A 22,930-nucleotide genomic window follows, 5' to 3' on the forward strand; every position below is an offset into this window, starting at 1 on the left:
CTGGAAAAGCAAACGGCGCCACAAACCATTTCGGGGGTTTGCGAGCGCCGTTGATCGTTGCCGAGCCTGGCCCGGCGTCCGGAAAAAACCGGTCGGGTCGCAGCGCTCCTCGGCAGGGTCGCAAGTTTACTTTTTGCGGCCCCCGCTGCCAAGCAAAACTTGATAAAAAACAGGGGGCTCCGTGCCGATCGGCGACTTCAGGCCTTCGCTTCCACCCGCCGGGAGGTGCCGCTGACCCGGCCGTCCGCACCGAAGTGCACGTGGAAGTGGGTTTCGTCGCTGGTGGGGATGCCGGCGATGCGCCAGTCCCACACGGTTTCCGGCTTCAGGGGAAAGTGGTTGATGCTGCCCGGCCGGCCCAGGATGCGCCGCACCTGCTCCTGGCTCATGCCCTTTTCGATGCGGGCGAAGTTGGCCTCGGTCAGCACCTGTTCCACCGAGCGCAAGATGCGGTCGGGGCCCAGGGTGATCATGTAGGTGTCCACCCCGGCCGGGCCCCGGGGATATTCCCAGGTCAGGCTGCCGTCCTCGTTGTGCCATTCCATGGCGGGGGTGCCGAAGCGGTCCCGCACTTCCAGGTCGGTGGAAATGCCGGGTTTCAGGTCCTGCAGGGCCAGGTAGTCGCAGCCCGCCAGGGAGAGGCCCAAAAGCAGGGCCAGGACGGCCAGGGGACGGCGCTTCACGGGGCGGCCTCGGTGAATTGCAGGCGCACCCGCTCCGCCTCCAGCTGGGCGTCGCCTTCGGTGTCGGCGAAGGTGGCGGCGATGCTGCGGAAATCCTCGGCCACCTGGAGGAAGGCGTCCACCATGTCCGGATCGAAGTGCTTGCCGCGCCCTTCGCTGATGATCTGCACCGCCTGCTCATGGGGGAAGGGAGGCTTGTACACCCGGCGGCTGATGAGGGCGTCGTAGACGTCGGCCACCGCCATGAGCCTGGCCGCCACCGGAATCTCGTCGCCCCGCAGGCCCAGGGGGTAGCCGCTGCCGTCCCATTTCTCCTGGTGCGCATAGGCGATGTCCCGGGCGAAGCGGAGGAAGGTGTTGGGCGAGTTGAGCCGCACTTCGGCGTGGAGGATGGCGTCCCGGCCCAGGGTGGTGTGGGTCTTCATGATCTCGAACTCTTCCGGGGTCAGCTTGCCCGGCTTGAGCAGGATGCGGTCGGGAATGCCCACCTTGCCGATGTCGTGCAGGGGCGCGGACTTGTACAGCAGCTCGATGTTGGCGTCGCTGAGGAAGGCGGCGAAGCGGGGGTGGCCCTGCAGCTGCCGGGCCAGGATGCGCACGTAGTTCTGGGTGCGGCGGATGTGGTTGCCGGTTTCGTTGTCCCGGGTTTCCGCCAGGGAGGCCATGGCCATGATGGTCACGTCCTGGATCATGGAGACCTCCTGGGTGCGGCGCTGCACCTCGCTCTCCAGGTAGGCGTTCTGGTCCTTGAGGAAATCCTTGGCGGCCTTCAGGGTGAGGTGGGTGTGCACCCGGGCGAGGAGGATGGGCGGGCTCACCGGCTTGGTGATGTAGTCCACCGCGCCCAGTTCGAAGCCCTGGCGCTCGTCCTCGATCTGGCTGCGGGCGGTGAGGAAGATGAAGGGTATGTCCCGGGTGGCCGGGTCGGCCCGCAGGCGCCGGGCCACTTCCAGGCCGTCCATGTCCGGCATCATGATGTCGAGCAGGATCAGGTCCGGCGGCGGCGTGCCGGCGGCCACCCGCAGGGCCCGCTCGCCGTTGTTGGCCACCTTGATGGCGTAGCGGTCCTGCAGCAGCTCGGCCATCAGGGTCAGGTTGTCCGGGGTGTCGTCCACCACCAGGATCACGGGCCGGGTCGTGAAGTCCAGATTGAGGCTCATGGCATCCCTCCCTAGAGATGGGCCCGGGCGATGTTGAGGGCCCGGTCGTAATCATAATCGGCAATGGCCTTTTCCAGACCTGTCAGGTCCGCCGGCGGCAGCAGCCCGGCCAGGAGGGCGCGGCTTTCCCGGAACAGCTGGCCGGCGTGGATTTCGCTGGCTTCCAGCTGTTCCGCCAGCTCGGCCAGCAGCTGGCGGGCCCGGTGGCGCTGATCCGCATCCAGGGGGGCAGCCTGGGTCGGCGCCGGGCCACCCTCTTCCACCAGGGCGGCGGCGATGGCTCCGGTGACGGCCGCCAGCTCTTCCGCCAGGCGTTGCCGCAGGGACTCCAGTTTCTGCCCCTGGCCGTCGTTGCGGCGCAGGGCCTGGTCCAGGGCCGTGGCCTTCTGCTGCAGCACTTCGGCGCCGATGTTGCCGGCGACGCCCTTGAGGGTGTGGGCCAGGTGTTCGGCCGCCGTGATGTCGCCCTCGGCCAGGGCCTGGCGGATGTGCTCCCCCGTGCCGGTCTGGGTGTCCACGAAGTGCAGCAGCAGGCGCCGGTAGAGGGCCTGGTTGCCGGCCATGCGGGCCAGGCCCTGGGTCGTGTTCACGCCGGGGATGGGGGGCAGCGCATCCGTCCCATCCTTGGCGGGGGCTGGCGCCGGCGCCGAGGCGCCCGGCCGTTCCTCGTGCCAGCGGGCCAGGGTGGCGGCCAGGGCGGTGGGGTCGATGGGCTTGGCCAGATGGTCGTTCATGCCGATGGCCAGGCAGCGTTCCCGCTCCTCCGGCATGGCGTGGGCGGTCATGGCCAGGATCGGCAGGTGGGCGAAGCGCTGCTGGCAGCGCAGCCGCTCGGTGGCGTCGTAGCCGTCCAGGTGGGGCATCTGCAGGTCCATCAGGACCAGGTCGAAGCTGTCGTCCGGGGAGCGTTCCAGCAGTTCCACCGCCTGCAGGCCGTCGCCGGCCACCGTCACCTGGGCGCCCATGGATTGCAGCAGTTCCACGGCGATCTGCTGGTTGATCTCGTTGTCTTCGGCCAGCAGGATGCGCATGCCGTCGATGCGGGTCTGGGGGGCGGCGATGTGCAGGGGCGTGGCCGGGGCGTTGTCCGTGTCCACCAGGCTGACCAGGACGTCGAACAGGGTGGAGGCGCTCACCGGCTTCACCAGGATGCCGCAGATGCCCAGGTTTTCCGTCTGGCGCCGCAGTTCCTCCTGGTCGTAGGCCGTCACCATCACCACCCGGGGCCATTGGGCCTGGGGCAGGGCCTGCTGCAGCTTGTGCAGGGTGCTGACGCCGTCCAGGTCGGGCATCTGCCAGTCGAGGAACAGCACCCGGTAGGGGTCGGCGCCGTCCTGCATCTCGGTCAGCTGGGCCAGGGCCTCGGCGCCGGAGGCCACCAGGTCGGGGCGCAGGTCCAGGTGGCGCAGGGCTTCGCCGAGGATTTCCCGGGCGGCGCCGTTGTCGTCCGCCACCAGCACCCGCAGGCCGGCCAGGGAGGCGGGCAGGGTGCGGGGCCGGGCCAGTTCCTCGGCGCGGCCGAACCAGGCGGTGAAGCAGAAGGTGCTGCCCTCCCCCAGGGTCGAGTCGGCCCAGATGGTGCCGCCCATCATTTCCACCAGGCGGCGGGAGATGGAAAGGCCGAGGCCGGTGCCGCCGTATTTGCGGGTGGTGGAGCCGTCGGCCTGGGTGAAGGCCTGGAACAGGTGCAGCAGCTGCTCCCGGCTCATGCCGATGCCCGTGTCCTCGATCCAGAACTGCAGCTTGACCCGGTCTCCGGCCTGGTCCACCGGCCGGGCGGTGAGGGTGATCTGGCCCCGCTCGGTGAATTTGATGGCGTTGGAGACCAGGTTGGTGAGGATCTGGTTCAGGCGCAGGGGGGCCCCCACCAGGCCGGCCGGGGTGCCCGCATTGACGTTGAACAGCAGCTCCAGGCCCTTTTCGTTGGCCTTCAGCCCGAGCAGGCCGGAGACGTTGTCGAGCACGTCCTCCAGGCTGAAGGGCACGTTTTCCAGGGACAGCTTGCCGGCCTCGATCTTGGAGAAGTCCAGGATGTCGTTGATGATGCCCAGCAGGGAGATGGCGGCGTTGTGGATCTTGCCCACGTAGTCCCGCTGTTTCGGCGTCAGCTCGGTCTTCATGGCCAGGTGGGCCATGCCGATGATGGCGTTCATGGGGGTGCGGATTTCGTGGCTCATGTTGGCCAGGAACAGGGACTTGGCCTCCGTCGCCTCCTCGGCCGTGGCCCGGGCCCGGCGCAGCTCCTCCTCCATCAGCTTGCGCTCGGAGATGTCCACCACCACGCCCACCATGCCGCCGGGCGTGCCGTTCTCCCGGCTGAAGCCGTTGGCCCAGTAGAGGGTGTCGTGGCGCAGGCCGTCGGCGAAGGGCAGCTGCAGTTCCCGGTGCATCATGATGCCGTCCCGGATGATGGCCTCGGAGACGGCCTGCAGCTCCTGCTTTTCCTCCTCGGCAAGGAAGGGCAGTTCCCGCACCGTCTTGCCGACGATCTGGCCGCGGCCGACGCCGAAGGTGTCCTCGTAGGCCCGGTTGCAGCCGAGGAAGCGGCCTTCCGCATCCTTGAAGAAGACCGGGTTGGGCATGCTGTCCATGATGGCCTGCAGCAGCACCAGCTGCCGCGACGATTCCTCCCGGGCGTCGGCCAGTTCCCGGGTGCGCTGCTCGACCCGTTCCTCCAGGCGCAGGGTGGCGTCCTGCAGGGTTTCCCGCATGTGCTCCTGGGCCGCGGCGAGACGGTCGATCTCGCGCCAGCCGGTGCGCCGGTACTGGCGCGGCGAGAAATCCAGGGTGCCGATGCGTTCGCTGTCCCCGGCCAGGATGTCCAGGGGCACGGCGACGCGGCGCGCCAGGCGGGCCGCCATCACCACCCCCAGGCCCAGGGCCAGCACCGCCAATACCGCCAGCAGCAGCACGTCCCGCAGGGCGCCGGGAATGAAGTCCCACAGGGGCGCCTGGGCCACCAGCCAGAGTTGCTGGTCCTGCAGCCGGTGAGGCTGGACGCTGGTGATCCATTGTTCCCTGCCCAGGGTGGCGAAGAAGGCGCCGCGGCCGTTCTGCTCCCAGTGCTCCACCGCCAGGCGCAGGGATTCCACCGGGGACTTGGCCGCCGGCTGCAGCAGGGCCTGGCGCACCTGGTCGTCGCTGCTGTAGCCCGGGTGGCGCGGCAGGGCCAGCAGCAGGCCGTCGTTGGTGAGGACGGCGGCGTGGCCGTGGTCGCCGACGCTGAGGCTGCCGGTGAAGCGGGAAAGGTCGGCCAGCAGCACGTCGAAGGCGATCACATAGGTCTCGCCGCCGCGGCGCCAGCGGGTGGACAGGGTGATGCCGGGCTGCTGGGCGGTGAAGAAGGTGTAGGGCTGGGTCCAGTGCAGGTCGTCGTCCCGCTCCAGGGCCAGGGCACCGCGGTGCCAGGGGCGCTGGCGGGGATCGTAGTCCTTGACGACCCGTTCGTCGGAAAGCAGGGTGCGCTCGTCCTGCCACGCCATCCAGCGCACTTCCTTGCCGTGCCGCTGCACGTCGGTGATGCGGTTGTTCCAGGCGCCGTCGGGACGTTGCAGCAGGAGGATTTCCCGGCCCTGGTTGTCGGCGAAGATGACCGAGGAAATGACCGGGGAATTGCGCAGCATGGGCATGAAGCGCTGGTTGAAGGCGCGCACGTCGTCCAGGTCCAGCTCGCCGTTTTCGCCCCAGGTGCGGGCGATGCGGGCCACGTACTCGACCTGCCCCACCTTCTGGGAGATGCGGCTCTGCATGGCTTCGACGGCACCCCGCATCTCCCGGGCGGCCAGGTCGTGCACCGTGGGCCGGATGATGAGGCCGTAGAGGCCGAAGGAAAAAAGGGCGATGGAAACGAAGACCAGGGCAGCCACCCGGATCAGCAGGCTGCGGCGGATGGTGGATTCGTTCTGTCTGGACGGGGCTGCACCCATGATTGGAACCGGCCGTGAGGGAGTTCCAGTATAGCGGCGGCCCCCGGGAAAATGTCAGGTGGCTGGCGTCCGGCGGGGCAGGCCCAGGTGCAGCAGGGTGCAGGCCAGGCCCAGGGCCAGCAGCAGGGTCGAGCCCAGGGCCAGGTGGCGGGTGGTGTCCCACAGCAGGGGCGCCAGCAGGGCCGCCGCCACGGTGTTCATGCCGGCCTGCAGGAAGGTCTGGCAGGAGGCGGCCAGGCCCCGTTGCCGGGGGAACAGGTCCAGGGCCATCAGGGTCAGGCAGGGCATGGCCATGGCCATGCCGACGTTGTACACCAGCAGATGGACCACGCTCCAGGGAATGCCCGGCGGCAGGCCGAAGCTGACCGCCAGGTTGATGGCGGCGCCCAGGCCCATCAGGGCGTAGCCGGCCAGGGCCGTGACCCGGGGCGTGATGCGGCCGGCCAGGTGGCCGGAGATCCAGGAACCGCCCATGAGGCCGGCCATGGCCGGGCCGAAGAGCCAGTAGAACTCGGTTTCCGAACGGCCCAGATGCTGCATGAGGAACACCGGGGCCGACATGACGTAGATGAAGAAGCCGAGGAAGTTGAAGGAGATGGCCAGGGAGGCGCTGAGGAAGCCCGGGGAGGTGAGCACGGCCCGGTAGGCGCCCATCAGGTAGCCCGGATGCAGGGGCTGGCGGGTCTCCGGGGCCAGGGTCTCGGGCAGCCAGCGCCAGGAGGCGGCCAGCAGCAGGGCCGTGGCCAGGACCAGGAACAGGAAGATGGAGCGCCAGCCGAAGGCCACGTGCAGCCAGCCGCCGATGATGGGGGCGATGGCCGGCGCCAGGGCGAACATGATGGCCACGTGGGCCATCAGGCGCTGGGCCTCGGCCCCCTGGAAGACGTCCCGCACCACGGCGCGGCCCACCACGATGCCGGCGCCGGCGGTCATGCCCTGCAGGGCACGGAAGAACCACAGCTGCTCGATGCTGGTGGCCAGGGTGCAGCCGACGGAGGCCAGGCCGAACAGCACCAGAGCCCACAGGATCACCCGGCGGCGCCCGAGGGCGTCGGAGAGGGCGCCGTGCCACAGGGTCATGATGGCAAAGGGCAGGAGGTAGGCGGTGAGGGTCTGCTGCACCTGCAGCGGGGTGGCCCCCAGGCTCTGGCCCATTTCCGGGAAGGCCGGCAGATAGGTGTCGATGGAAAAGGGGCCGAGGGCCGACAGGGTGGCCAGGAGGACGGCGAGGAGGCGGTAGGAAATCAAGGGCGGCTCAATGGAATCAAGGGGGCGGGTCCGGCCGGCGCCGGGGCATGCCCTTCAGGCAAGGCAATCAGCCGGGAGTTTCGTTGCGGCGGTAATGCAGGGCTTCGGCCACCTGGGCGGCGCCGATCTGCGGCGCTGCGGCCAGGTCGGCGATGCTGCGGGCCACCCGCAGGACCCGGTGGTAGGCCCGGGGCGACAGGTCGAGGCGGCGTACCGCCTGTTGCAGCAGGGCTGCCCCGTCGGCGTCCGGCCGGCAATGGTACTCCAGTTCGCTGCCCTCGAGCCGGGCGTTGCAGACGCCCTGGCGCTGCAACTGCCGCTCCCGGGCCAGGACCACCCGCTGCCGCACCTGGGCCGAACTTTCCCCGTCCGGGGCGGCCTGCAGTTCCTCGGCGCCCAGGTCGGGCACTTCCAGCAGCAGGTCGATGCGGTCCAGCAGGGGGCCGGAGAGGCGCCCCCGGTAGCGGGCCACCTGGTCCGGGGTGCAGCGGCAGAGCCGCCGGGGATGGCCCCGATAGCCGCAGGGACAGGGATTCATGGCTGCCACCAGCTGGAAGCGGGCAGGAAAATCGGCCCGGGAGGCGGCCCGGGAAACATGGATGTGGCCGCTTTCCAGGGGTTCGCGCAGGGCCTCCAAGACCCGGCGGTCGAACTCGGGCAGTTCGTCGAGGAACAGCACGCCGTGGTGGGCCAGGGAAATCTCCCCGGGCCGGGGCTGGGCCCCGCCGCCGACCAGGGCGATGGCCGAGGAGGTGTGGTGGGGGCTGCGCATGACGCGGCGGGAGAAGGCCTCGGGGCGGAACTGGCGCCCCAGAGAGAGGATGGCGGCCGATTCCAGGGCTTCCGCCTCGCTCATGGGCGGCAGCAGGCCGGGCAGGCGCGCCGCCAGCATGGACTTGCCGGTGCCGGGCGGGCCGCTGAAAAGGAGCGAATGGCCGCCGGCGGCGGCGATCTCCAGGGCCCGCTTGGCCTGGGCCTGGCCCTTGACGTCGCGCAGGTCCGGGTAGGCGTCCGGCGCCGGGGGCGGCGGTTCCGGCTGTTCCGCCAGCAGTTCCTGGCCGTGCAGGTGGGCGCACACCGCCAGCAGGCTGGCAGCGGGGAGGATGGAGGTTTCGGGATGGGCGCGGCGGACCCAGGCAGCCTCGGCGCCGTCGGCCAGGGGCAGGACGAAGGCCCGTGCCGCCCGGGCGGCGGCCAGGGCCATGGGCAGGACGCCGCGCACGGGGCGCAGTTCGCCGGACAGGGACAGTTCGCCGACGAATTCATACTGGTCCAGCCGGGCGGCGGGAATCTGGCCGGAGGCGGCCAGCAGGCCGAGGGCGATGGCCAGGTCGTAGCGGCCCGATTCCTTGGGCAGGTCGGCCGGGGCCAGGTTGACCGTGACCCGCTTGGCCGGGAACTCGAAACCGCTGGTGATGAGGGCGGCCCGCACCCGGTCCCGGGCCTCCTTCACCTCCGCTTCCGGCAGGCCCACCAGGGTGAAGCCCGGCAGGCCGTTGGCCAGGTGCACCTCCACGGCCACCGGCGGCGCTTCCATGCCTGCCAGGGCGCGGCTATGGACGAGGGCGAGGGGCATGGTGGGGGCCGGAGTCAGGAGCGGGGTGGGTGGTGTCCGGGCAGTGTAGGTGGGATGATGACGTTTGACTAGAGGCGGCGGCGCTCAGCGGCCCTGTTGTTCCAGGGCGGCGATGCGGGCTTCCAGGTCCTTCAGCTTGTCCCGGGTGCGGGCCAGTACCTGGGCCTGGACGTCGAACTCTTCCCGGGTGACCAGGTCCAGTTTGCTGAAGAAGGCGCCGAGCATGGCCTTCACGTTCTTTTCGATGTCGGCGGCCGGGGAGGCGGCCAGGAGGCCGGCCAGGCGGCCGGCCAGGCGGCCGGAAAATTCTTCAAACACTTTGGGGTCGAGCATGGCGAGCACTCCGCAACAGGTTCAGTCGGGCCGGCACGGCGGCGGCAAAGGGGGCGCGGATGTTCCGATCCGCTTGCGGGGGCGAGTTTAGCATGGGCCGATAGCGACATTTGATGGCGTGCGGCGGCTTTCCCATGGGGTGGCACTGCTTTGGTGCAACTCCCCGTCATGGTGCGCCAGCCCGGTGCGCCTCCTGCGGAAGAGGGCTAGGGGTGCTGCCTATTTTGTTGATTTATCTTAAAAATAAAGTTGGCACGGCATGTGCTAACGGTCTGTGCAAGCTTTTATTTTCATCGAACGAAACAGGAGTCCAAATTATGCGCAAGACGCTCATCGCCACCGCCGTTCTGGCTGCCCTGGCCGCCTCTTCCACCGTCATGGCCGAAGAAGCCGCTCCCGCCGAACACACCTTCACCGCCAACGTGACCCTGGCTTCCGAGTACATCTACCGCGGTATCGGCCAGACCAACCGCAAGCCCGCCCTGCAAGGCGGCTTTGACTACTCCCACGCCAGCGGCCTGTATGCCGGCGTCTGGGGTTCCAACGTGTCCTGGCTGAGCGACGGCCGCAGCGATGTCAGCTCCTCCCTGGAGATCGACCTCTACGGCGGCTACAAGAACACCTTCGCCGGCGGCGACTGGAACTACGACGTGGGCGTGCTGCGCTACAACTACCCCGGCACCTACCCGGACGGCTACACCAAGGCCGACACCACCGAACTGTACGGCGCCATCGGCTGGAAGTGGCTGACCCTGAAGTACTCCCACGTGGTCTCCAGCCACATCTTCGGCTTCACCAGCTCCAACGGCGCCGACAACACCCGCGGTTCCGGCTACCTGGAACTGAACGCTGCCTACGACCTGGGCGACGGCTGGGGCGTGCTGGGCCACGTCGGTCACCAGAAGATCAAGAACAACGACGACGCCTCCTACACCGACTACAAGGTCGGCGTGACCAAGGATGTGGGCTTCGGCACCGTCGGCCTGTCCTACTGGACCACCAACGCCAAGGCCTGCGGCGACAGCACCCCGGTGTACTGCAACGCCTTCAACAAGGATCTGGGCGAAGGCCGTGCCCTGCTGTCCTTCACCAAGACTTTCTAACTTCCATCTTCCCTAGGCATCCCGGGGACCCGATCCCCGGGGCCATTTCAGGAGAAAGCTATGAAACTGGTAACCGCCATCATCAAGCCGTTCAAGCTTGACGAAGTGCGTGAAGCCCTTTCCGCCATCGGCGTACAGGGCATCACCGTCACCGAGGTCAAGGGGTTCGGTCGGCAAAAGGGGCACACCGAGCTGTATCGCGGTGCCGAGTACGTTGTGGATTTCCTGCCCAAGGTGAAGATCGAGGCTGCCGTGAAGAACGAGCTGCTCGATCAGGTCATCGAAGCCATCGAGAAGTCTGCCAGCACCGGCAAGATCGGTGACGGCAAGATCTTCGTCTTCGACGTCGAACAAGTCATCCGCATCCGCACCGGTGAGACCGGTGAAGATGCTCTGTAAGAGGGAGAACACAATGAAACGCTTTCTTGCTGTTCTGGCCCTGTTCGGCGTCGTCGGCCTGTCTGCCGCGCCGGCCTTTGCCGATGACAAGCCCGCTGCCCCCGTGGCTGCCGCTGCCGAAGCTGCTCCGGCTCCCGCTGCTGCTCCGGTCGCAGCACCCGCTCCGGCCGCTGAAGCTGCTGCTGCCGAAATCCCCGCCCCCAAGGTGGACAAGGGTGACACCACCTGGCTGATGGTCTGCGCCGCCCTGGTGATCCTCATGAGCATCCCCGGCCTGGCCCTGTTCTACGGCGGTCTGGTCCGCTCCAAGAACATGCTGTCCGTGCTCATGCAGGTGTTCATGGTGTTCTCCCTGATCACCGTGCTGTGGTGCATCTACGGCTACAGCGTGGCCTTCACCGAAGGCAGCGCCTTCTTCGGTAGCCTGGACAAGCTGTTCCTGTCGGGCGTGACGCCGGAGTCCCTGGCTGCCACCTTCTCCAAGGGCGTGGCTGTTCCCGAATTCGCCTACATCGTCTTCCAGGGCGCCTTCGCCGCCATCACCTGCGGCCTGATCATCGGTGCCTTCGCCGAGCGCATCAAGTTCTCCGCCCTGCTGGTGTTCGTGGTCCTGTGGTTCTCCTTCTCCTACCTGCCCATGGCTCACATGGTCTGGTACTGGGCCGGTCCCGACGGTTACGTCGATGCCGCTGCCGCCGAGAAGCTGGGCGCCACTGCCGGCTTCCTCTTCCAGAAGGGTGCGCTGGACTTCGCCGGCGGTACCGTGGTGCACATCAACGCCGCCGTTGCTGGCCTGGTGGGTGCCTTCCTGATCGGCAAGCGTATCGGCTACGGTCGTGAATCCATGGCCCCCCACAGCCTGACCATGACCATGATCGGCGCCTCCCTGCTGTGGTTCGGCTGGTTCGGCTTCAACGCCGGCTCCGCCCTGGAAGCCAACGGCACCTCCGCCCTGGCCTTCATCAACACCTGGCTCGCCACCGCTGCCGCCACCGTTTCCTGGGTCTTCGCCGAATGGCTGATCAAGGGCAAGCCCTCCATGCTGGGCGCTGCCTCCGGTGCCGTCGCCGGCCTGGTGGCCATCACTCCCGCCGCCGGCTTCGTCGGTGTGGTCGGTGCCCTGGTGCTGGGCCTGCTGGCCGGTGTGGTCTGCCTGTGGGGCGTTAATGGCCTGAAGCGCCTGCTGGGCGCCGATGACTCCCTGGACGTGTTCGGTGTCCATGGCGTCGGCGGCATCCTGGGTGCGGTCCTGACCGGTGTCTTTGCTGCTCCCTCCCTGGGCGGCACCGGCATCTGGGACTACGTCACCAACGCCGTTGCCCCCGAGTACTCCATCGCTGACCAGGTCATCATCCAGCTGACCGGCGTGGGTACCACCATCATCTGGTCCGCCGTGGTCTCCCTGGTGGCCTACAAGCTGGTGGACATGTTCATCGGCCTGCGCGTCCCCGAAGAGGAAGAGCGCGAAGGTCTGGACGTCACCTCCCACGGCGAAAGCGCCTACCACCTGTAAGACGCGGAATCTTCCGCCTCCATGCAACGGGCACCTGCGGGTGCCCGTTGTTTTTGGTGCCGGGATGTTTGCATGCATGCCTGGAAAAGACCATGGATGCTGTGTTTGCGTCATGCCACGGCTGTCGTCCAAGAAGCATGCGCCTTTCCAGCCATCCGCCTGCAGCGGCCCCGGCGGCAAAGAAAAAGGGCGCCGCGGCGCCCTTTTCATGTCCGGGAAGTGCCCCGGTTCAGCGGAACACCACCGTCTTGTTGCCGTGCACCAGCACCCGGTCTTCCAGGTGGTAGCGCAGGCCCCGGGCCAGCACGGTTTTTTCGATGTCCTTGCCGTAGCGCACCATGTCCTCCACCGAGTCGGAGTGATCGATGCGGATCACGTCCTGGTCGATGATGGGGCCCTGGTCCAGGTCGGCGGTGACGTAGTGGCAGGTGGCGCCGATCAGCTTGACGCCCCGTTCATAGGCCTGGTGGTAGGGCTTGGCGCCGACGAAGCTGGGCAGGAAGCTGTGGTGGATGTTGAGGATCTGCCCCGGATAGGCGGCGCACAGCTCGGGCGAGAGAATCTGCATGTAGCGGGCCAGCACCATGGTGTCGCCCTTCACTTCCTCGTACAGGCGCTGGATTTCGGCGTAGGCGGCGGCCTTGTTGTCCGCCGTCACCGGGATGTGGTGGAAGGGGATGCCGTGCCACTCGACGAAACCGCGGAAGGTGTCGTGGTTGGAGATGATGCAGGGAATCTCGATGTCCAGTTCCTTGGACTGCCAGCGGGAGAGCAGGTCGTAGAGGCAGTGCTCCTGCTTGGAAACCAGCACCACCACGCGCTTCTTCACGGCGCTGTCGCTGATCTTCCACTCCATGCCCAGTTCCTCGGCGACGGGGCGGAAGCGCTCCCGCAGCTCGGCCAGGTGGAAGGGCAGGGAGTCGGCCCGCACCTCGATGCGCATGAAGTAGCGGCCCGCCGTGTCGTCGGCGTGGAGGGCGGTTTCGAGAATCCAGCCCTGGTGGGCGGCGAAGAAACCGGAAACCTTGGCGACGATGCCCACCCGGTCGGGGCAGGAGGCGGTCAGGGTGTAGTAGCGCTGGCGATGCATGATGGCCTTAGATGCGTTCGCTGGCCTTGAGGATCTCGCCCTTGAGGGCTTCGTAATCCTTCACCACCGGGAACTGGGGGAACTCGCGGATGACGTTTTCCGGCGGGCAGAAGAGGATGCCGGCATGGGCTTCGCCGAGCATGGTGGTGTCGTTGTAGGAGTCGCCGGAGGCGATCACCTTGAAGTTCAGTTCCTTGAAGCGCTTCACCGCTTCCTGCTTCTGGTTGGGCATGCGCAGGTGGTAGTTCACCAGGAAGCCCTGGGCGTCCGCTTCCAGCTTGTGGCAGAACAGGGTGGGGAAGCCCAGCTGCTGCATCAGGGGCATGGCGAATTCGTAGAAGGTGTCGGAGAGGATCACCACCTGGAAGCGGGGGCGCAGCCACTCGACGAATTCCTTGGCGCCGGGCAGGGGGCCCATTTCGGCGATGACCTTCTGGATGTCCGGCAGGCCCAGGCCGTGCTGCTTGAGGATGCCCAGGCGGTACTGCATCAGCACGTCGTAGTTCGGCTCTTCCCGGGTGGTGCGGCGCAGCTCGGGGATACCCGTGCGTTCGGCGAATTCGATCCAGATTTCGGGAACGAGCACACCTTCGAGGTCAAGACAAACGATCTGCACGGAAAACTCCTTGGCTGAGGACGCAAAAGCCAGGATTTTAGCAGAAGGGGCACCGTTCCGACGCCCCGCCGACCGGCCGTGGATGGCGGGCCGGAGCGCTCAGGCAGCGGCCGGCGGGGCCGCCGGGTCCGGCAGTTCGGGGCGGGGCCGGGAGAGGTGGTAGCCCTGGGCCAGGTCCACCCCCAGTTCGCCCAGCAGCAGGTAGGTGGCCCGGTCCTCGACGAACTCGGCCACCGTCTTCTTGCCCAGGCCCCGGGCCACTTCGATGATGGCCCGCACGAACACCTGGTCCTCCCGGCTTTGCACCAGGTTGCGGATGAACATGCCGTCGATCTTGATGACGTCGGCGTCCAGGTGCTTGAGGTAGGCGAAGGAGGAAAAGCCGACGCCGAAGTCATCCAGGCAGACCGAGCCGCCCATGCTGCGGATGTGGCTGATGAAGCGCTGGGTGTCGGCCATGTTGGAGAGGGCGGCGGTTTCCGTCAGCTCCACCAGCAGGCGCTGGGGCGCCACCCGGTGGGTTTCCAGCAGGCCGGTGATGTAGTCGGGCAGACCCGGGTCGTCGAAGGAGCGGCCCGAGATGTTGATGGCCAGGCCCGGCAGGTCGGTGCGCCGGGCCAGGGTGCGGATGCCGGCGGCCAGCACCCAGCGGTCGATGTCCAGGATGCGGCCGTTGCGTTCCGCCGCCGGGATGAATTCGCCCGGCATCAGGTACTGGCCCGGGTGTTCCGGGTCCTTCATGCGCAGCAGCACTTCCAGGTGGGAGAGCACCGGGGTGCCGGTGGTGTAGATGCCCTGGAAGTGCAACTCGAACAGGTCCTGCTCCAGGGCCGCCTGGATGCGCTCGGCCCAGGACAGCTGGGCCAGCATGTAGGCGGACTGGCCCAGTTCCTCGCGGAAGACGCGCCAGCCGTTCTTGCCGGCGTGCTTGGCGGCGTACATGGCGATGTCGGCCCGGGCCACCCACTCTTCGGGCCGCCGGGCGTGCTCCGGCAGCAGGGCGATGCCCAGGCTGGAGGTGAGGCGCACCTTGGTGCCCTCGAACTCGAAGCCCAGGGCGGCGACGGCGCTGATGATGCGCTGGGCCAGGGTCTGGGCCGCCGCCAGGTCGGCGCCCGGGGCCACCACGGCGAATTCGTCGCCGCCGAGGCGGGCGAACATCTCGTTGCCCCGCAGCAGCTGCCCCACCTCGCCGGCGATGCGCAGCAGCACCGCGTCCCCGGCCCGGTGGCCGAAGCTGTCGTTCACCGTCTTGAATTCGTCCAGGTCGAAATACAGCAGGGCCGCCCGCACCGAGGTATCCCGCTCGAGCTGCACCGCCAGCCGCTGCAGCTCGCCCTCGAAGCGGCTGCGGTTGTAGAGGCCGGTGAGGGGGTCCCGCTCGGCCATGAACAGCAGCCGGTCGGCGGTCTGCCGCTCATGGGTGATGTCCTCGAAAATCCACAGCCGGCTCTCCCCTTCCTCGGTCTGTCCGGAGGCGGCCGGCACCGCCACGCTGGTCTGGGTCAGCAGGCGTTCGTCGGACTGGCGCAGCTCCCATTGCAGGCCGTCGTCGAGGAACAGGTGTTCCCGCTGGTAGGGGTCCGGCAGGCGCTGGGGGTCGCTGGCGATGCGCTGCACCAGGTCGCCCAGGGTCATGCCCGCCGGGGTGTCGTCCTCCTCCAGGCGCCACAGCTGGCGGAAGGCCGGGTTGGCATAGACCACCCGCCCCTCGGGGGAGACGAACAGCAGGCCCAGGCGCATGGAGGACAGCAGGGCGTGCAGGCGGGCCTGTTCGGCGGAAAGGGTGGCGGCCAGCTGGCGCTGTTCCCGTTCCGAGGCCAGCAGCTCCCCCACCCGGGCGGCCAGGGCGCCGCCCATCTGGTTGAAGGCCCGGGTCAGGGCGCCGACGTCGTCGTCGGCACTGTCGGGCAGGGTCTGGAAGGTGGCGCCCCGGGCCAGGCGGCGGCTGGCCTGGGTCAGGCGGTTCAGGTGGCGGGTCAGCCAGAGGCCGATGGAGGCCAGCACCAGGGCCGATAGCAGGAGCCCGCTGATGGCGATGAGCATGGTCTGGCGCTGCAGTTCGTCCCGGGCCTGGCGCAGGAAGCCGAGGTCGAGGCCGTATTGCAGCTCGCCGAACTGGCGGCCGCCGATGCTCATGGGAATGCGCAGGTCGAAATTCTGCAGCCCGTTCCCGTCCAGCAGGCGGGCCGGATTGTCGGTGGCCGGCAGGGGCCGGCGGCGGTCCCAGTTGGCGGTGGCGATGATCTGGCCGTCGTTGTCGAACATCACCAGGTAGTCGATGCTGTTGATGGCCTGGGTCGCCTGCAGGATGTCGCTGACGGCGGCGTAGTCCCGCTGGGCCATGGCCGGTGCCAGGGCGGCGTCGAGCAGCAGGGTGGTTTCCTTGCGCCGCAGGTCGAACTGCTCCAGCAGGTGGGCCTCGGTCAGGCGCAGGCCGTTCCACAGCACGGCGCCGATGATGACCGCCTCCACCAGGATGGTGGACACGATCAGCTTGCCCCGCAGCGTATGCAGCCAGCCCATGCCCATCCTATTTCTTCAGCAGCCGGCGGGTTTCCGGCAGCACCTTGTCCATCAGCCGGGCATCGGCCGGGGTTGGCTCCCGGTAGCCGCCGTGGGTGCTGATGTCGAAAAAGACCTTGCCCTCCGGCGTCTGCTCGAGGGCGTTGAGGACTTCCTTGACGCGCTGGCGCTCGGCCGGCGGCAGCCGGTTGTGGGCCATCAGGGCCAGGCCCGGGGCGGACGGGCATTCGCCGGCGATGCGGGTGGCTTCCCGCAGGTCGGCCGGGGCCTGGGCCACGGTGGAATGGGAGACGATGGCAGCCCGGGCCTTGCCGCTGACCACGCTTTGCAGGGCGCTGCTCTGGGTGACGTTTTCCACCACGCGGAAATCCCGTTCCGCCACCAGGCCCTTTTCCGCCAGCCAGTTGAGGCCGAGCATGGGCACCATGGCGCTGCGCTCGTGGATGGCCACGGTCTGGCCCCGCAGCTGCTCCAGGGAGGCCAGGGGCTGCTCCCGGGGCACCATCAGGTAGCAGCGGATGTCGTTGCGGTGGCGCAGCAGGGGAATGTAGCCGTAATCCACTTCCGCCAGCCGGGCGTAGTGGGGGGCGATCAGCAGCAGGTCGTACTCGCCGGCGAAGGCGCGGCTGGTGAAGGTGTCGAAATCGGGGGCGGTCTGCAGGCTCACCGGCCGCCCCAGGCGTTGCTCCAGGTAGGCGGCGAGGGGCGAATAGGTGGTGATGAGGATGCGGGTGCTGAGATAGGGCAGGACCCCGAACAGCAGGGGGCGGGGTTCCTGGGCCTGCAGTAGGGTGGCGGGTAGGAGCAGCAGGAGTAGCGACCAGCGTCGCAGCAGATGTCCCATGCCCCTCCTTCCCCTTGATCGGTTGTTATGTCCCGGGCGGCGCCCACGGCCGATGTTAGGGCATCACTCGGGAACGGGCAATTGTTCCAGCTCGTCCTGGGCTTCCAGCCAGCGCTCCTCGGCGGCGCCGATGTCCCGGGTCAGCTCGGCCTGGCGCTTGACCAGGGGTTCCAGCAGGGCCGGGTCCGGGTTGGCGTAGAGGCTGGGGTCGGAGAGGCGCTGCTCCAGCAGCTTCAGTTCGCCCTGCCAGGCGGCCAGGCGCTTTTCCAGGGTGTCCACTTCCTTCACCAGGGGCCGGCGCCTGGCCAGCAGGGCCTGGCGGGCGGCCTTGTCGTCCTCCCGCTGCTGGCGCCGTTCCTCCTTGCTGGCCTCCTTGACCGTGTCCGCCTTCTCTTCCTTCTGCTGCTGGGCCAGCCAGGCGGCGTATTCGTCCAGGTCGCCGTCGAAGGGGGCGGCCTTGCCGTCGGCCACCAGCCACAGGCTGTCGGCGGTGGTGCGCAGCAGGTGGCGGTCGTGGGAGACCAGCACCACCCCGCCCTCGTATTCCTGCAGGGCCAGAGTGAGGGCCTCGCGCATTTCCAGGTCCAGGTGGTTGGTGGGCTCGTCCAGCAGCAGCAGGTTGGGCCGGTGCCAGATCAGCAGGGCCAGGGCCAGGCGGGATTTTTCGCCGCCGGAGAAGGGGCCGCAGGGCCGGGTGGCCATGTCGCCGCGGAAGTCGAAGCCGCCCAGGTAGTCGCGCAGCTCCTGCTCCCGGGTGGTGGGGGCCAGGCGCACCATGTGCTGCAGGGGCGATTCCTCGGGGCGCAGTTCGTCCACCTGGTGCTGGGCGAAGTAGCCGATGGCCAGGCCCTTGCCTTCCTTGTACTCGCCGGCCAGGGGCGCCAGGCGGCCGGCCAGCAGCTTGACCAGGGTGGACTTGCCGGCGCCGTTGCGGCCCAGCAGGGCGATGCGCTCGCCGGGGCGCAGGGTCAGTTCCACCTGGTCGAGGATGACCTTGTCGCCATAGCCGGCCCGGGCGTGGGTCAGGGTCAGCAGGGGATCGGGGCTGGCGACGGGATCACGGAAGCGGAAGGTGAAGGGCGTATCGACGTGGGCCGCCGCCACCTCCTCCATGCGGGCCAGGGCCTTGACCCGGCTCTGGGCCTGCTTGGCCTTGGTGGCCTTGGCCTTGAAGCGCTCGATGAAGCGGTGCAGGTGGGCCCGCTCCCGTTGCTGCTTCTCGAACATGCCCTGCTGCAGGGCCAGCTGCTCGGCCCGCTGGCGTTCGAAAGCGGAATAGTGGCCGCTATAGAGCTTCATCCTGCCCTGCTCGATGTGCAGGATGTGGCTGACCACAGCGTCGAGGAAGTCCCGGTCGTGGGAGATCATCAGCAGGGTGCCGCGGTAGCTCTTCAGCCAGCCTTCCAGCCACAGCACCGCATCCAGGTCCAGGTGGTTGGTGGGTTCGTCCAGCAGCAGCAGGTCGGAGCGGCACATCAGGGCGCGGGCCAGGTTGAGGCGCACGCGCCAGCCGCCGGAAAACTCCTTCACCGGCCGGGTGAAGTCGGCATCGGTGAAGCCCAGGCCGTGCAGCAGTTCGGCGGCCCGGGCCTTGGCCCCGTAGCCGCCGATCTCGCCGTAGCGGGCGTGCAGGGCGGCGATGCGCTCGCCGTCGTGGGCCGCTTCCGCCGCCTTGAGGTCGGCTTCCACCTGGCGCAGCTCCCGGTCCCCGTCCAGGGTGAATTCCAGGGCCGGGTCCGGCAGGGAGGGCGTCTCCTGGGCCACGTGGGCGATGACCCAGCTGGCCGGGAGGTCCAGGTCGCCGCTTTCCGCGTGCAGGGCGCCGCTGAAAAGGGCGAAGAAGGAGGACTTGCCGCAGCCGTTGCCGCCGGTGAGGCCCACCTTGTATCCGGGATGGAGCTGCAGGCTGGCGTCGCTGACCAGGGGCTGGCCGGCGCGGGCGAAGGTGAGGTTGCGGAGACTGATCATGGGGCAAACTGGCGTGAAAGCGGCCTGGCAGCAGGGATTGCCCCAGGACGGAGGAAAGGCCGCATTGTACGCTGCCCGCCGTTGCCGCTTGAAGGCATAATTGGCCTGTGGTGTCCGATCAATCCCTGCCCGACCTGCCTCGATGATCAAGAAAATCGCCATCGCCGAACTGAAGCCAGGCATGTTCATCCACGACCTCAATATGGGCTGGCTGGACCACAACTTCCTGCGCAACAGTTTTGCCGTGCACGACGAGGCCGACCTGCGCAAGGTGCGGGAGACCGGGGTGCACGAGGTCTATATCGACACTGCCAAGGGCCTGGACGTGGCCCATGCCCCCACCAGCGAGGAAACCACCCGGGAACTGCACCAGCGCCTGGAGGCCATCGCCGAGGAGGAGCCGGCGCCGCTGCGCAGCGTGGCCCTGGCCGAGGAGATGCACCGGGCCCGCAAGCTGCACAACGAGGCCCACCGCATCGTCCGCGACATGATGGGCGACATCCGCCTGGGCAAGCAGATCGAGATGGAAAAGGTGGAGCCCATGGTGGAGAACATGGTGGATTCCATCTTCCGCCACCAGGACGCCCTGATTCCCCTTTCCCGCCTGAAGACCCACGACGACTACACCTTCCTCCATTCGGTGTCGGTGTGCGCCCTGCTGGTGGCCTTCGCCCGCACCCTCAACCTGCCCAGGGACACCATCAAGGAAATCGCCATCGGCGGCCTGCTGCACGACGTGGGCAAGGCCCAGGTGCCCGAGTCCATCCTCAACAAGCCGGCCAAGCTGACCGACGCCGAGTTCGACAAGATGAAGAACCACGTGGTGCAGAGCAAGATCATCCTGCTGCACACCCCGGGCATCAGCCAGATCGCCCTGGACGTGGCCGCCGAACACCACGAGCGCTTCGACGGCACCGGCTACCCGAACAAGTACAAGGGCGACCAGATCAGCCTCTACGGCCAGATGGGGGCGGTGGTGGACGTGTACGACGCCATCACCTCCAACCGGGTGTACCACAAGGGCATGCCCGCCACCGAGGCCCTGCGCCGCCTGCTGGAATGGAGCCAGTTCCACTTCAACCCGGAGCTGGTGCAGGCCTTCATCCGCAGCATCGGCATCTACCCCACCGGTTCCCTGGTGCGCCTGGAGAGCGGCCGCCTGGGGGTGGTGCTGGAGCAGAACGCGGAAAAGCTGCTGCTGCCCCGGGTCAAGGTTTTCTACCATGCCGAGAAGCGCTACTACCTGCCGCCCGAGGAGGTGGACCTGAGCCTCAGCCAGGACCGCATCCTCGGCCACGAAAACCCGGAGCAGTGGGGCATCGACATGCGTGCCTGGATGCCGGCCTGAAGCCGGTTATACTGCCCTCCCCCGCGTTTCCCCAGCCTTTGCCATGCGCCGTTCCGCCTTTTTCCTCCTCGCCGCCGCCGTTGCCGCCCCCCTCTGGGCCCAGACCCTGGCGCCCATCGACGATGCCGAAAAGACCCGCCTGGAAGCCCAGGTCAAGACCATGAAGGCCGAGGCCGAGGACATTCGGGCCGGGGCCGAGCAGCAGTTCATCGCCGACGAGAAGGTGTGCTGGCAGAAGGTGCTGGTCACCGCCTGCATCGACGAGGCCAAGGCCCGCCGGGTGACGGTGATCCAGAAGGCCCGCGCCATCGAAGTCCAGGCCAACACCCTGCAGCGCGAGGTGAACAACCGGGTGCTGGCCACCCGGGAAGCCCGTCGTGCCGCCGAAGCCCCGACCCGGGCGGCGGAGCAGCAGGCCGAGGCCGAGCGCTACCGGGCCGAGCAGGCCAAGGCCGCCGCCGACCGGCAGAAGCGGCAGCAGGCCAAGGTCCAGGAAGAGGCCGCCGGCCGCGCCCAGACTGCCGCCGAGGCCAAGGCCCGGGCCGAGCGCCTCAACGCCAAGCAGCAGGACCGTCCCCCCCGCAGCACGGCGACCCCGGAAGAGGAAGTGGCCCAGCGCGTCGCCGAGCGGGACAAGCGGGTGGCGGAGAAGAAGGCGGAGCGGGAAGCCAAGGAAAAGCAGCGGGCCGCCGAGCGCGCCGCCTGGGAGGCCCGGCAGAAGCAGTTGCAGGGCAAGTAGGGATACGGCTGCTGACGCAGCCAGTTACCCAGCAAAAGGCGCGGCCGGGACCGCGCCTTTTTTGTCGCCTCCGGTTTGTCGCCGGCAGTGCCGGAAGCGGTAGACGTATCCCCTGGAAAGCAGAAGGGACGGGCATCCCCGGCATGGCCTGCCGGAGATTCCCGTCCCTTTTGGGGTTTGGGGCTGCTGTCGTTGACGCCTGGGCTGCCGCTTACTCGATGCCCTGGCTGGAGAGGTATTCCTCGTAGGTGCCCTTGTAGTCCACGATGCCGTCCGCCTTGATTTCGATGATGCGGGTGGCCAGGGAGGAGACGAATTCCCGGTCGTGGGAGACGAACACCAGGGTGCCCTTGAACAGGTCCAGGGCGGTGTTGAGGGATTCGATGGATTCCATGTCCAGGTGGTTGGTGGGCTCGTCCAGCAGCAGCACGTTGGAGTGCAGCAGCATCAGCTTGCCGAACAGCATGCGGCCCTGTTCGCCGCCGGAGATCACCTTCACCGACTTCTTCACCTCGTCGCCGGAGAACAGCAGCCGGCCCAGGGTGCCGCGGATCAGGGTTTCCACGTCGCCGCCCTCGTAGCCGCCCTGGCGCACGAACTCGGTGATCCAGTCGGTGAGGTTCTTGTCTTCGGCGAAGTCGCTGGCGTGGTCCTGGGCGTAGTAGCCCGGCTTGGCCTTCTCCGCCCACTTGATGGTGCCGTAGGAGGGCTGCAGCTGGCCCAGCAGCAGCTTGAGGAAGGTGGTCTTGCCGACACCATTCTCACCGATGACAGCGATCTTGTCGCCGGCTTCGATGTTGCAGGTGAAGTTCTTGATCAGGGGCTTGGCGGGGTCGTAACCGAAATTCAGGTTCTCGATCTCCACCGCCAGACGGTGCAGCTTGTCCTTCTCGTCGAAGTCGAAGCGGATCCACGGGTACTGGCGGGAAGAGGGCTTCACGTCTTCCGGTTTGATCTTGTCGATCAGCTTCAGGCGGGAGGTGGCCTGCTTGGCCTTGGACTTGTTGGCGGAGAAGCGGCGCACGAAGTCCTGCAGCTCGGCGACCCGCTCCTTGGCCTTGGCGTTGGCGTTCTGCTGGCGCTCCCGGGCCTGGCTAGAGGCCTCCATGAAGTCGTCGTAGTTGCCCGGGTAGATGGTGATCTTGCCGTAGTCCAGATCCGCCATGTGGGTACACACCTGGTTCAGGAAGTGGCGGTCGTGGGAAATGATGATCATGGTGGAGTTGCGCTCGTTGAGCACGTCTTCCAGCCAGCGGATGGTGTTGATGTCCAGGTTGTTGGTGGGTTCGTCCAGCAGCAGGATGTCCGGGTTGGCGAACAGGGCCTGGGCCAGCAGCACCCGCAGCTTCCAGCCCGGGGCGACTTCGCGCATGGGGCCGTTGTGCTTGTCCACCGGGATGCCGACGCCCAGGAGCAGTTCGCCGGCCCGGGATTCGGCGGTGTAGCCGTCGTACTCGGCGAACTTGCCTTCCAGCTCGGCCGCCTTCATGTAGTCCTCTTCCGTCGCCTCCGGATTGGCGTAGATGGCGTCCTTCTCGCTCATGCAGGCCCACATTTCCTCGTGGCCCATCAGCACCACGTCCAGCACCCGCATGTCCTCGTAGGCGAACTGGTCCTGCTTCAGGTAGGCCATGCGCTCATGCTTGTCCTTGGAGACATTGCCGCCGGAAGCTTCCAGGGCGCCGCAGAGGATCTTCATGAAGGTGGACTTGCCCGCCCCGTTGGCGCCGATGAGGCCGTAGCGGAAGCCTTCGCCGAACTTGACGTTGACGTTCTCGAACAGGGGTTTGGCCCCGAACTGCATGGTGATATTGGCGGCGACGAGCATGGACGATCCTGGAAAAACGAACTGCGACGA

Annotated in this window: 17 protein-coding genes and 1 riboswitch; of the genes, 5 read left to right on the forward strand and 12 right to left on the reverse strand. The window is 67.7% G+C overall.

What is annotated here, in order from left to right; translation table 11 throughout:
* Window positions 1–35: 35 nt before the first annotated feature.
* A riboswitch (S-adenosyl-L-homocysteine riboswitch) is annotated at window positions 36–117 on the reverse strand.
* A gap of 80 nt (window positions 118–197) precedes the next feature.
* The 6 genes from bamE to OEL49_RS10560 form a co-directional block, all read right to left on the reverse strand.
* A complete protein-coding gene (bamE, locus tag OEL49_RS10535) occupies window positions 198–683 on the reverse strand; it encodes an outer membrane protein assembly factor BamE domain-containing protein (protein ID WP_287874637.1) in 486 nt (161 codons plus the stop codon).
* A complete protein-coding gene (locus OEL49_RS10540) occupies window positions 680–1,843 on the reverse strand; it encodes a response regulator (protein WP_014235885.1) in 1,164 nt (387 codons plus the stop codon). The genes bamE and OEL49_RS10540 overlap by 4 nt, the downstream gene beginning before the upstream one ends.
* Window positions 1,844–1,854: 11 nt before the next feature.
* Window positions 1,855–5,769 carry a response regulator gene (locus OEL49_RS10545; RefSeq protein ID WP_287874638.1) on the reverse strand — a complete coding sequence of 1,305 codons (3,915 nt, stop codon included), beginning with the start codon at window positions 5,767–5,769 and terminating at the stop codon, window positions 1,855–1,857.
* A gap of 54 nt (window positions 5,770–5,823) precedes the next feature.
* On the reverse strand, window positions 5,824–7,017 hold the full coding sequence (locus tag OEL49_RS10550; protein WP_287874639.1) for a multidrug effflux MFS transporter: 1,194 nt from the start codon (window positions 7,015–7,017) through the stop codon (window positions 5,824–5,826).
* Between the two features lie 67 nt (window positions 7,018–7,084).
* Window positions 7,085–8,593, reverse strand: coding sequence for a YifB family Mg chelatase-like AAA ATPase (locus OEL49_RS10555; protein ID WP_287874640.1), 1,509 nt, complete (start codon window positions 8,591–8,593; stop codon window positions 7,085–7,087).
* Between the two features lie 84 nt (window positions 8,594–8,677).
* Window positions 8,678–8,926: an accessory factor UbiK family protein gene (locus OEL49_RS10560; RefSeq protein WP_287874641.1), complete on the reverse strand. Its 249-nt coding sequence runs from the start codon at window positions 8,924–8,926 to the stop codon at window positions 8,678–8,680.
* A 317-nt stretch (window positions 8,927–9,243) separates the two neighbouring features.
* On the opposite strand from OEL49_RS10560, the gene OEL49_RS10565 reads away from it, so the two are divergent.
* From OEL49_RS10565 to OEL49_RS10575, 3 genes are read left to right on the forward strand one after another with little or no spacing between them, the layout of a single operon-like run.
* On the forward strand, window positions 9,244–10,029 hold the full coding sequence (locus tag OEL49_RS10565) for a TorF family putative porin (RefSeq protein WP_014235875.1): 786 nt from the start codon (window positions 9,244–9,246) through the stop codon (window positions 10,027–10,029).
* 60 nt (window positions 10,030–10,089) lie between these two features.
* Complete coding sequence (gene glnK / locus OEL49_RS10570; protein WP_014235874.1) at window positions 10,090–10,428, forward strand: P-II family nitrogen regulator; 339 nt, start codon at window positions 10,090–10,092, stop codon at window positions 10,426–10,428.
* A gap of 13 nt (window positions 10,429–10,441) precedes the next feature.
* On the forward strand, window positions 10,442–11,941 hold the full coding sequence (locus OEL49_RS10575) for an ammonium transporter (RefSeq protein ID WP_287874642.1): 1,500 nt from the start codon (window positions 10,442–10,444) through the stop codon (window positions 11,939–11,941).
* A 229-nt stretch (window positions 11,942–12,170) separates the two neighbouring features.
* Here OEL49_RS10575 and purU read toward each other — a convergent pair whose 3' ends face one another.
* The 5 genes from purU to OEL49_RS10600 all read right to left on the reverse strand — a co-directional run bounded on the left by purU (window position 12,171) and on the right by OEL49_RS10600 (window position 18,985).
* Complete coding sequence (gene purU, locus OEL49_RS10580) at window positions 12,171–13,031, reverse strand: formyltetrahydrofolate deformylase (protein ID WP_014235872.1); 861 nt, start codon at window positions 13,029–13,031, stop codon at window positions 12,171–12,173.
* A gap of 7 nt (window positions 13,032–13,038) precedes the next feature.
* Entirely contained in the window at window positions 13,039–13,647 is a 609-nt protein-coding gene (thrH, locus tag OEL49_RS10585; protein ID WP_014235871.1) for a bifunctional phosphoserine phosphatase/homoserine phosphotransferase ThrH, read from the reverse strand.
* Between the two features lie 99 nt (window positions 13,648–13,746).
* On the reverse strand, window positions 13,747–16,173 hold the full coding sequence (locus tag OEL49_RS10590) for an EAL domain-containing protein (RefSeq protein WP_287874643.1): 2,427 nt from the start codon (window positions 16,171–16,173) through the stop codon (window positions 13,747–13,749).
* A gap of 7 nt (window positions 16,174–16,180) precedes the next feature.
* On the reverse strand, window positions 16,181–17,017 hold the full coding sequence (locus OEL49_RS10595; RefSeq protein WP_287874644.1) for a phosphate/phosphite/phosphonate ABC transporter substrate-binding protein: 837 nt from the start codon (window positions 17,015–17,017) through the stop codon (window positions 16,181–16,183).
* Window positions 17,018–17,080: 63 nt separating this feature from the next.
* Window positions 17,081–18,985, reverse strand: coding sequence for an ATP-binding cassette domain-containing protein (locus OEL49_RS10600; protein WP_287874645.1), 1,905 nt, complete (start codon window positions 18,983–18,985; stop codon window positions 17,081–17,083).
* A 142-nt stretch (window positions 18,986–19,127) separates the two neighbouring features.
* Between OEL49_RS10600 and OEL49_RS10605 the strand changes: the two genes are divergently transcribed.
* A complete protein-coding gene (locus OEL49_RS10605) occupies window positions 19,128–20,333 on the forward strand; it encodes an HD-GYP domain-containing protein (protein WP_014235867.1) in 1,206 nt (401 codons plus the stop codon).
* Window positions 20,334–20,376: 43 nt separating this feature from the next.
* The gene (locus OEL49_RS10610) at window positions 20,377–21,072 is read left to right on the forward strand and encodes a hypothetical protein (protein WP_130459672.1); all 696 of its coding nucleotides are present in this window, start codon (window positions 20,377–20,379) and stop codon (window positions 21,070–21,072) included.
* A 211-nt stretch (window positions 21,073–21,283) separates the two neighbouring features.
* On the opposite strand, the gene OEL49_RS10615 is transcribed toward OEL49_RS10610, so the two are convergent.
* Entirely contained in the window at window positions 21,284–22,900 is a 1,617-nt protein-coding gene (locus OEL49_RS10615) for an ABC-F family ATPase (RefSeq protein WP_287874646.1), read from the reverse strand.
* Between the last annotated feature and the right edge of the window lie 30 nt (window positions 22,901–22,930).

This window comes from Azospira sp. (assembly GCF_030247495.1).
Classification (GTDB): Bacteria; Pseudomonadota; Gammaproteobacteria; order Burkholderiales; family Rhodocyclaceae; genus Azospira; species Azospira oryzae.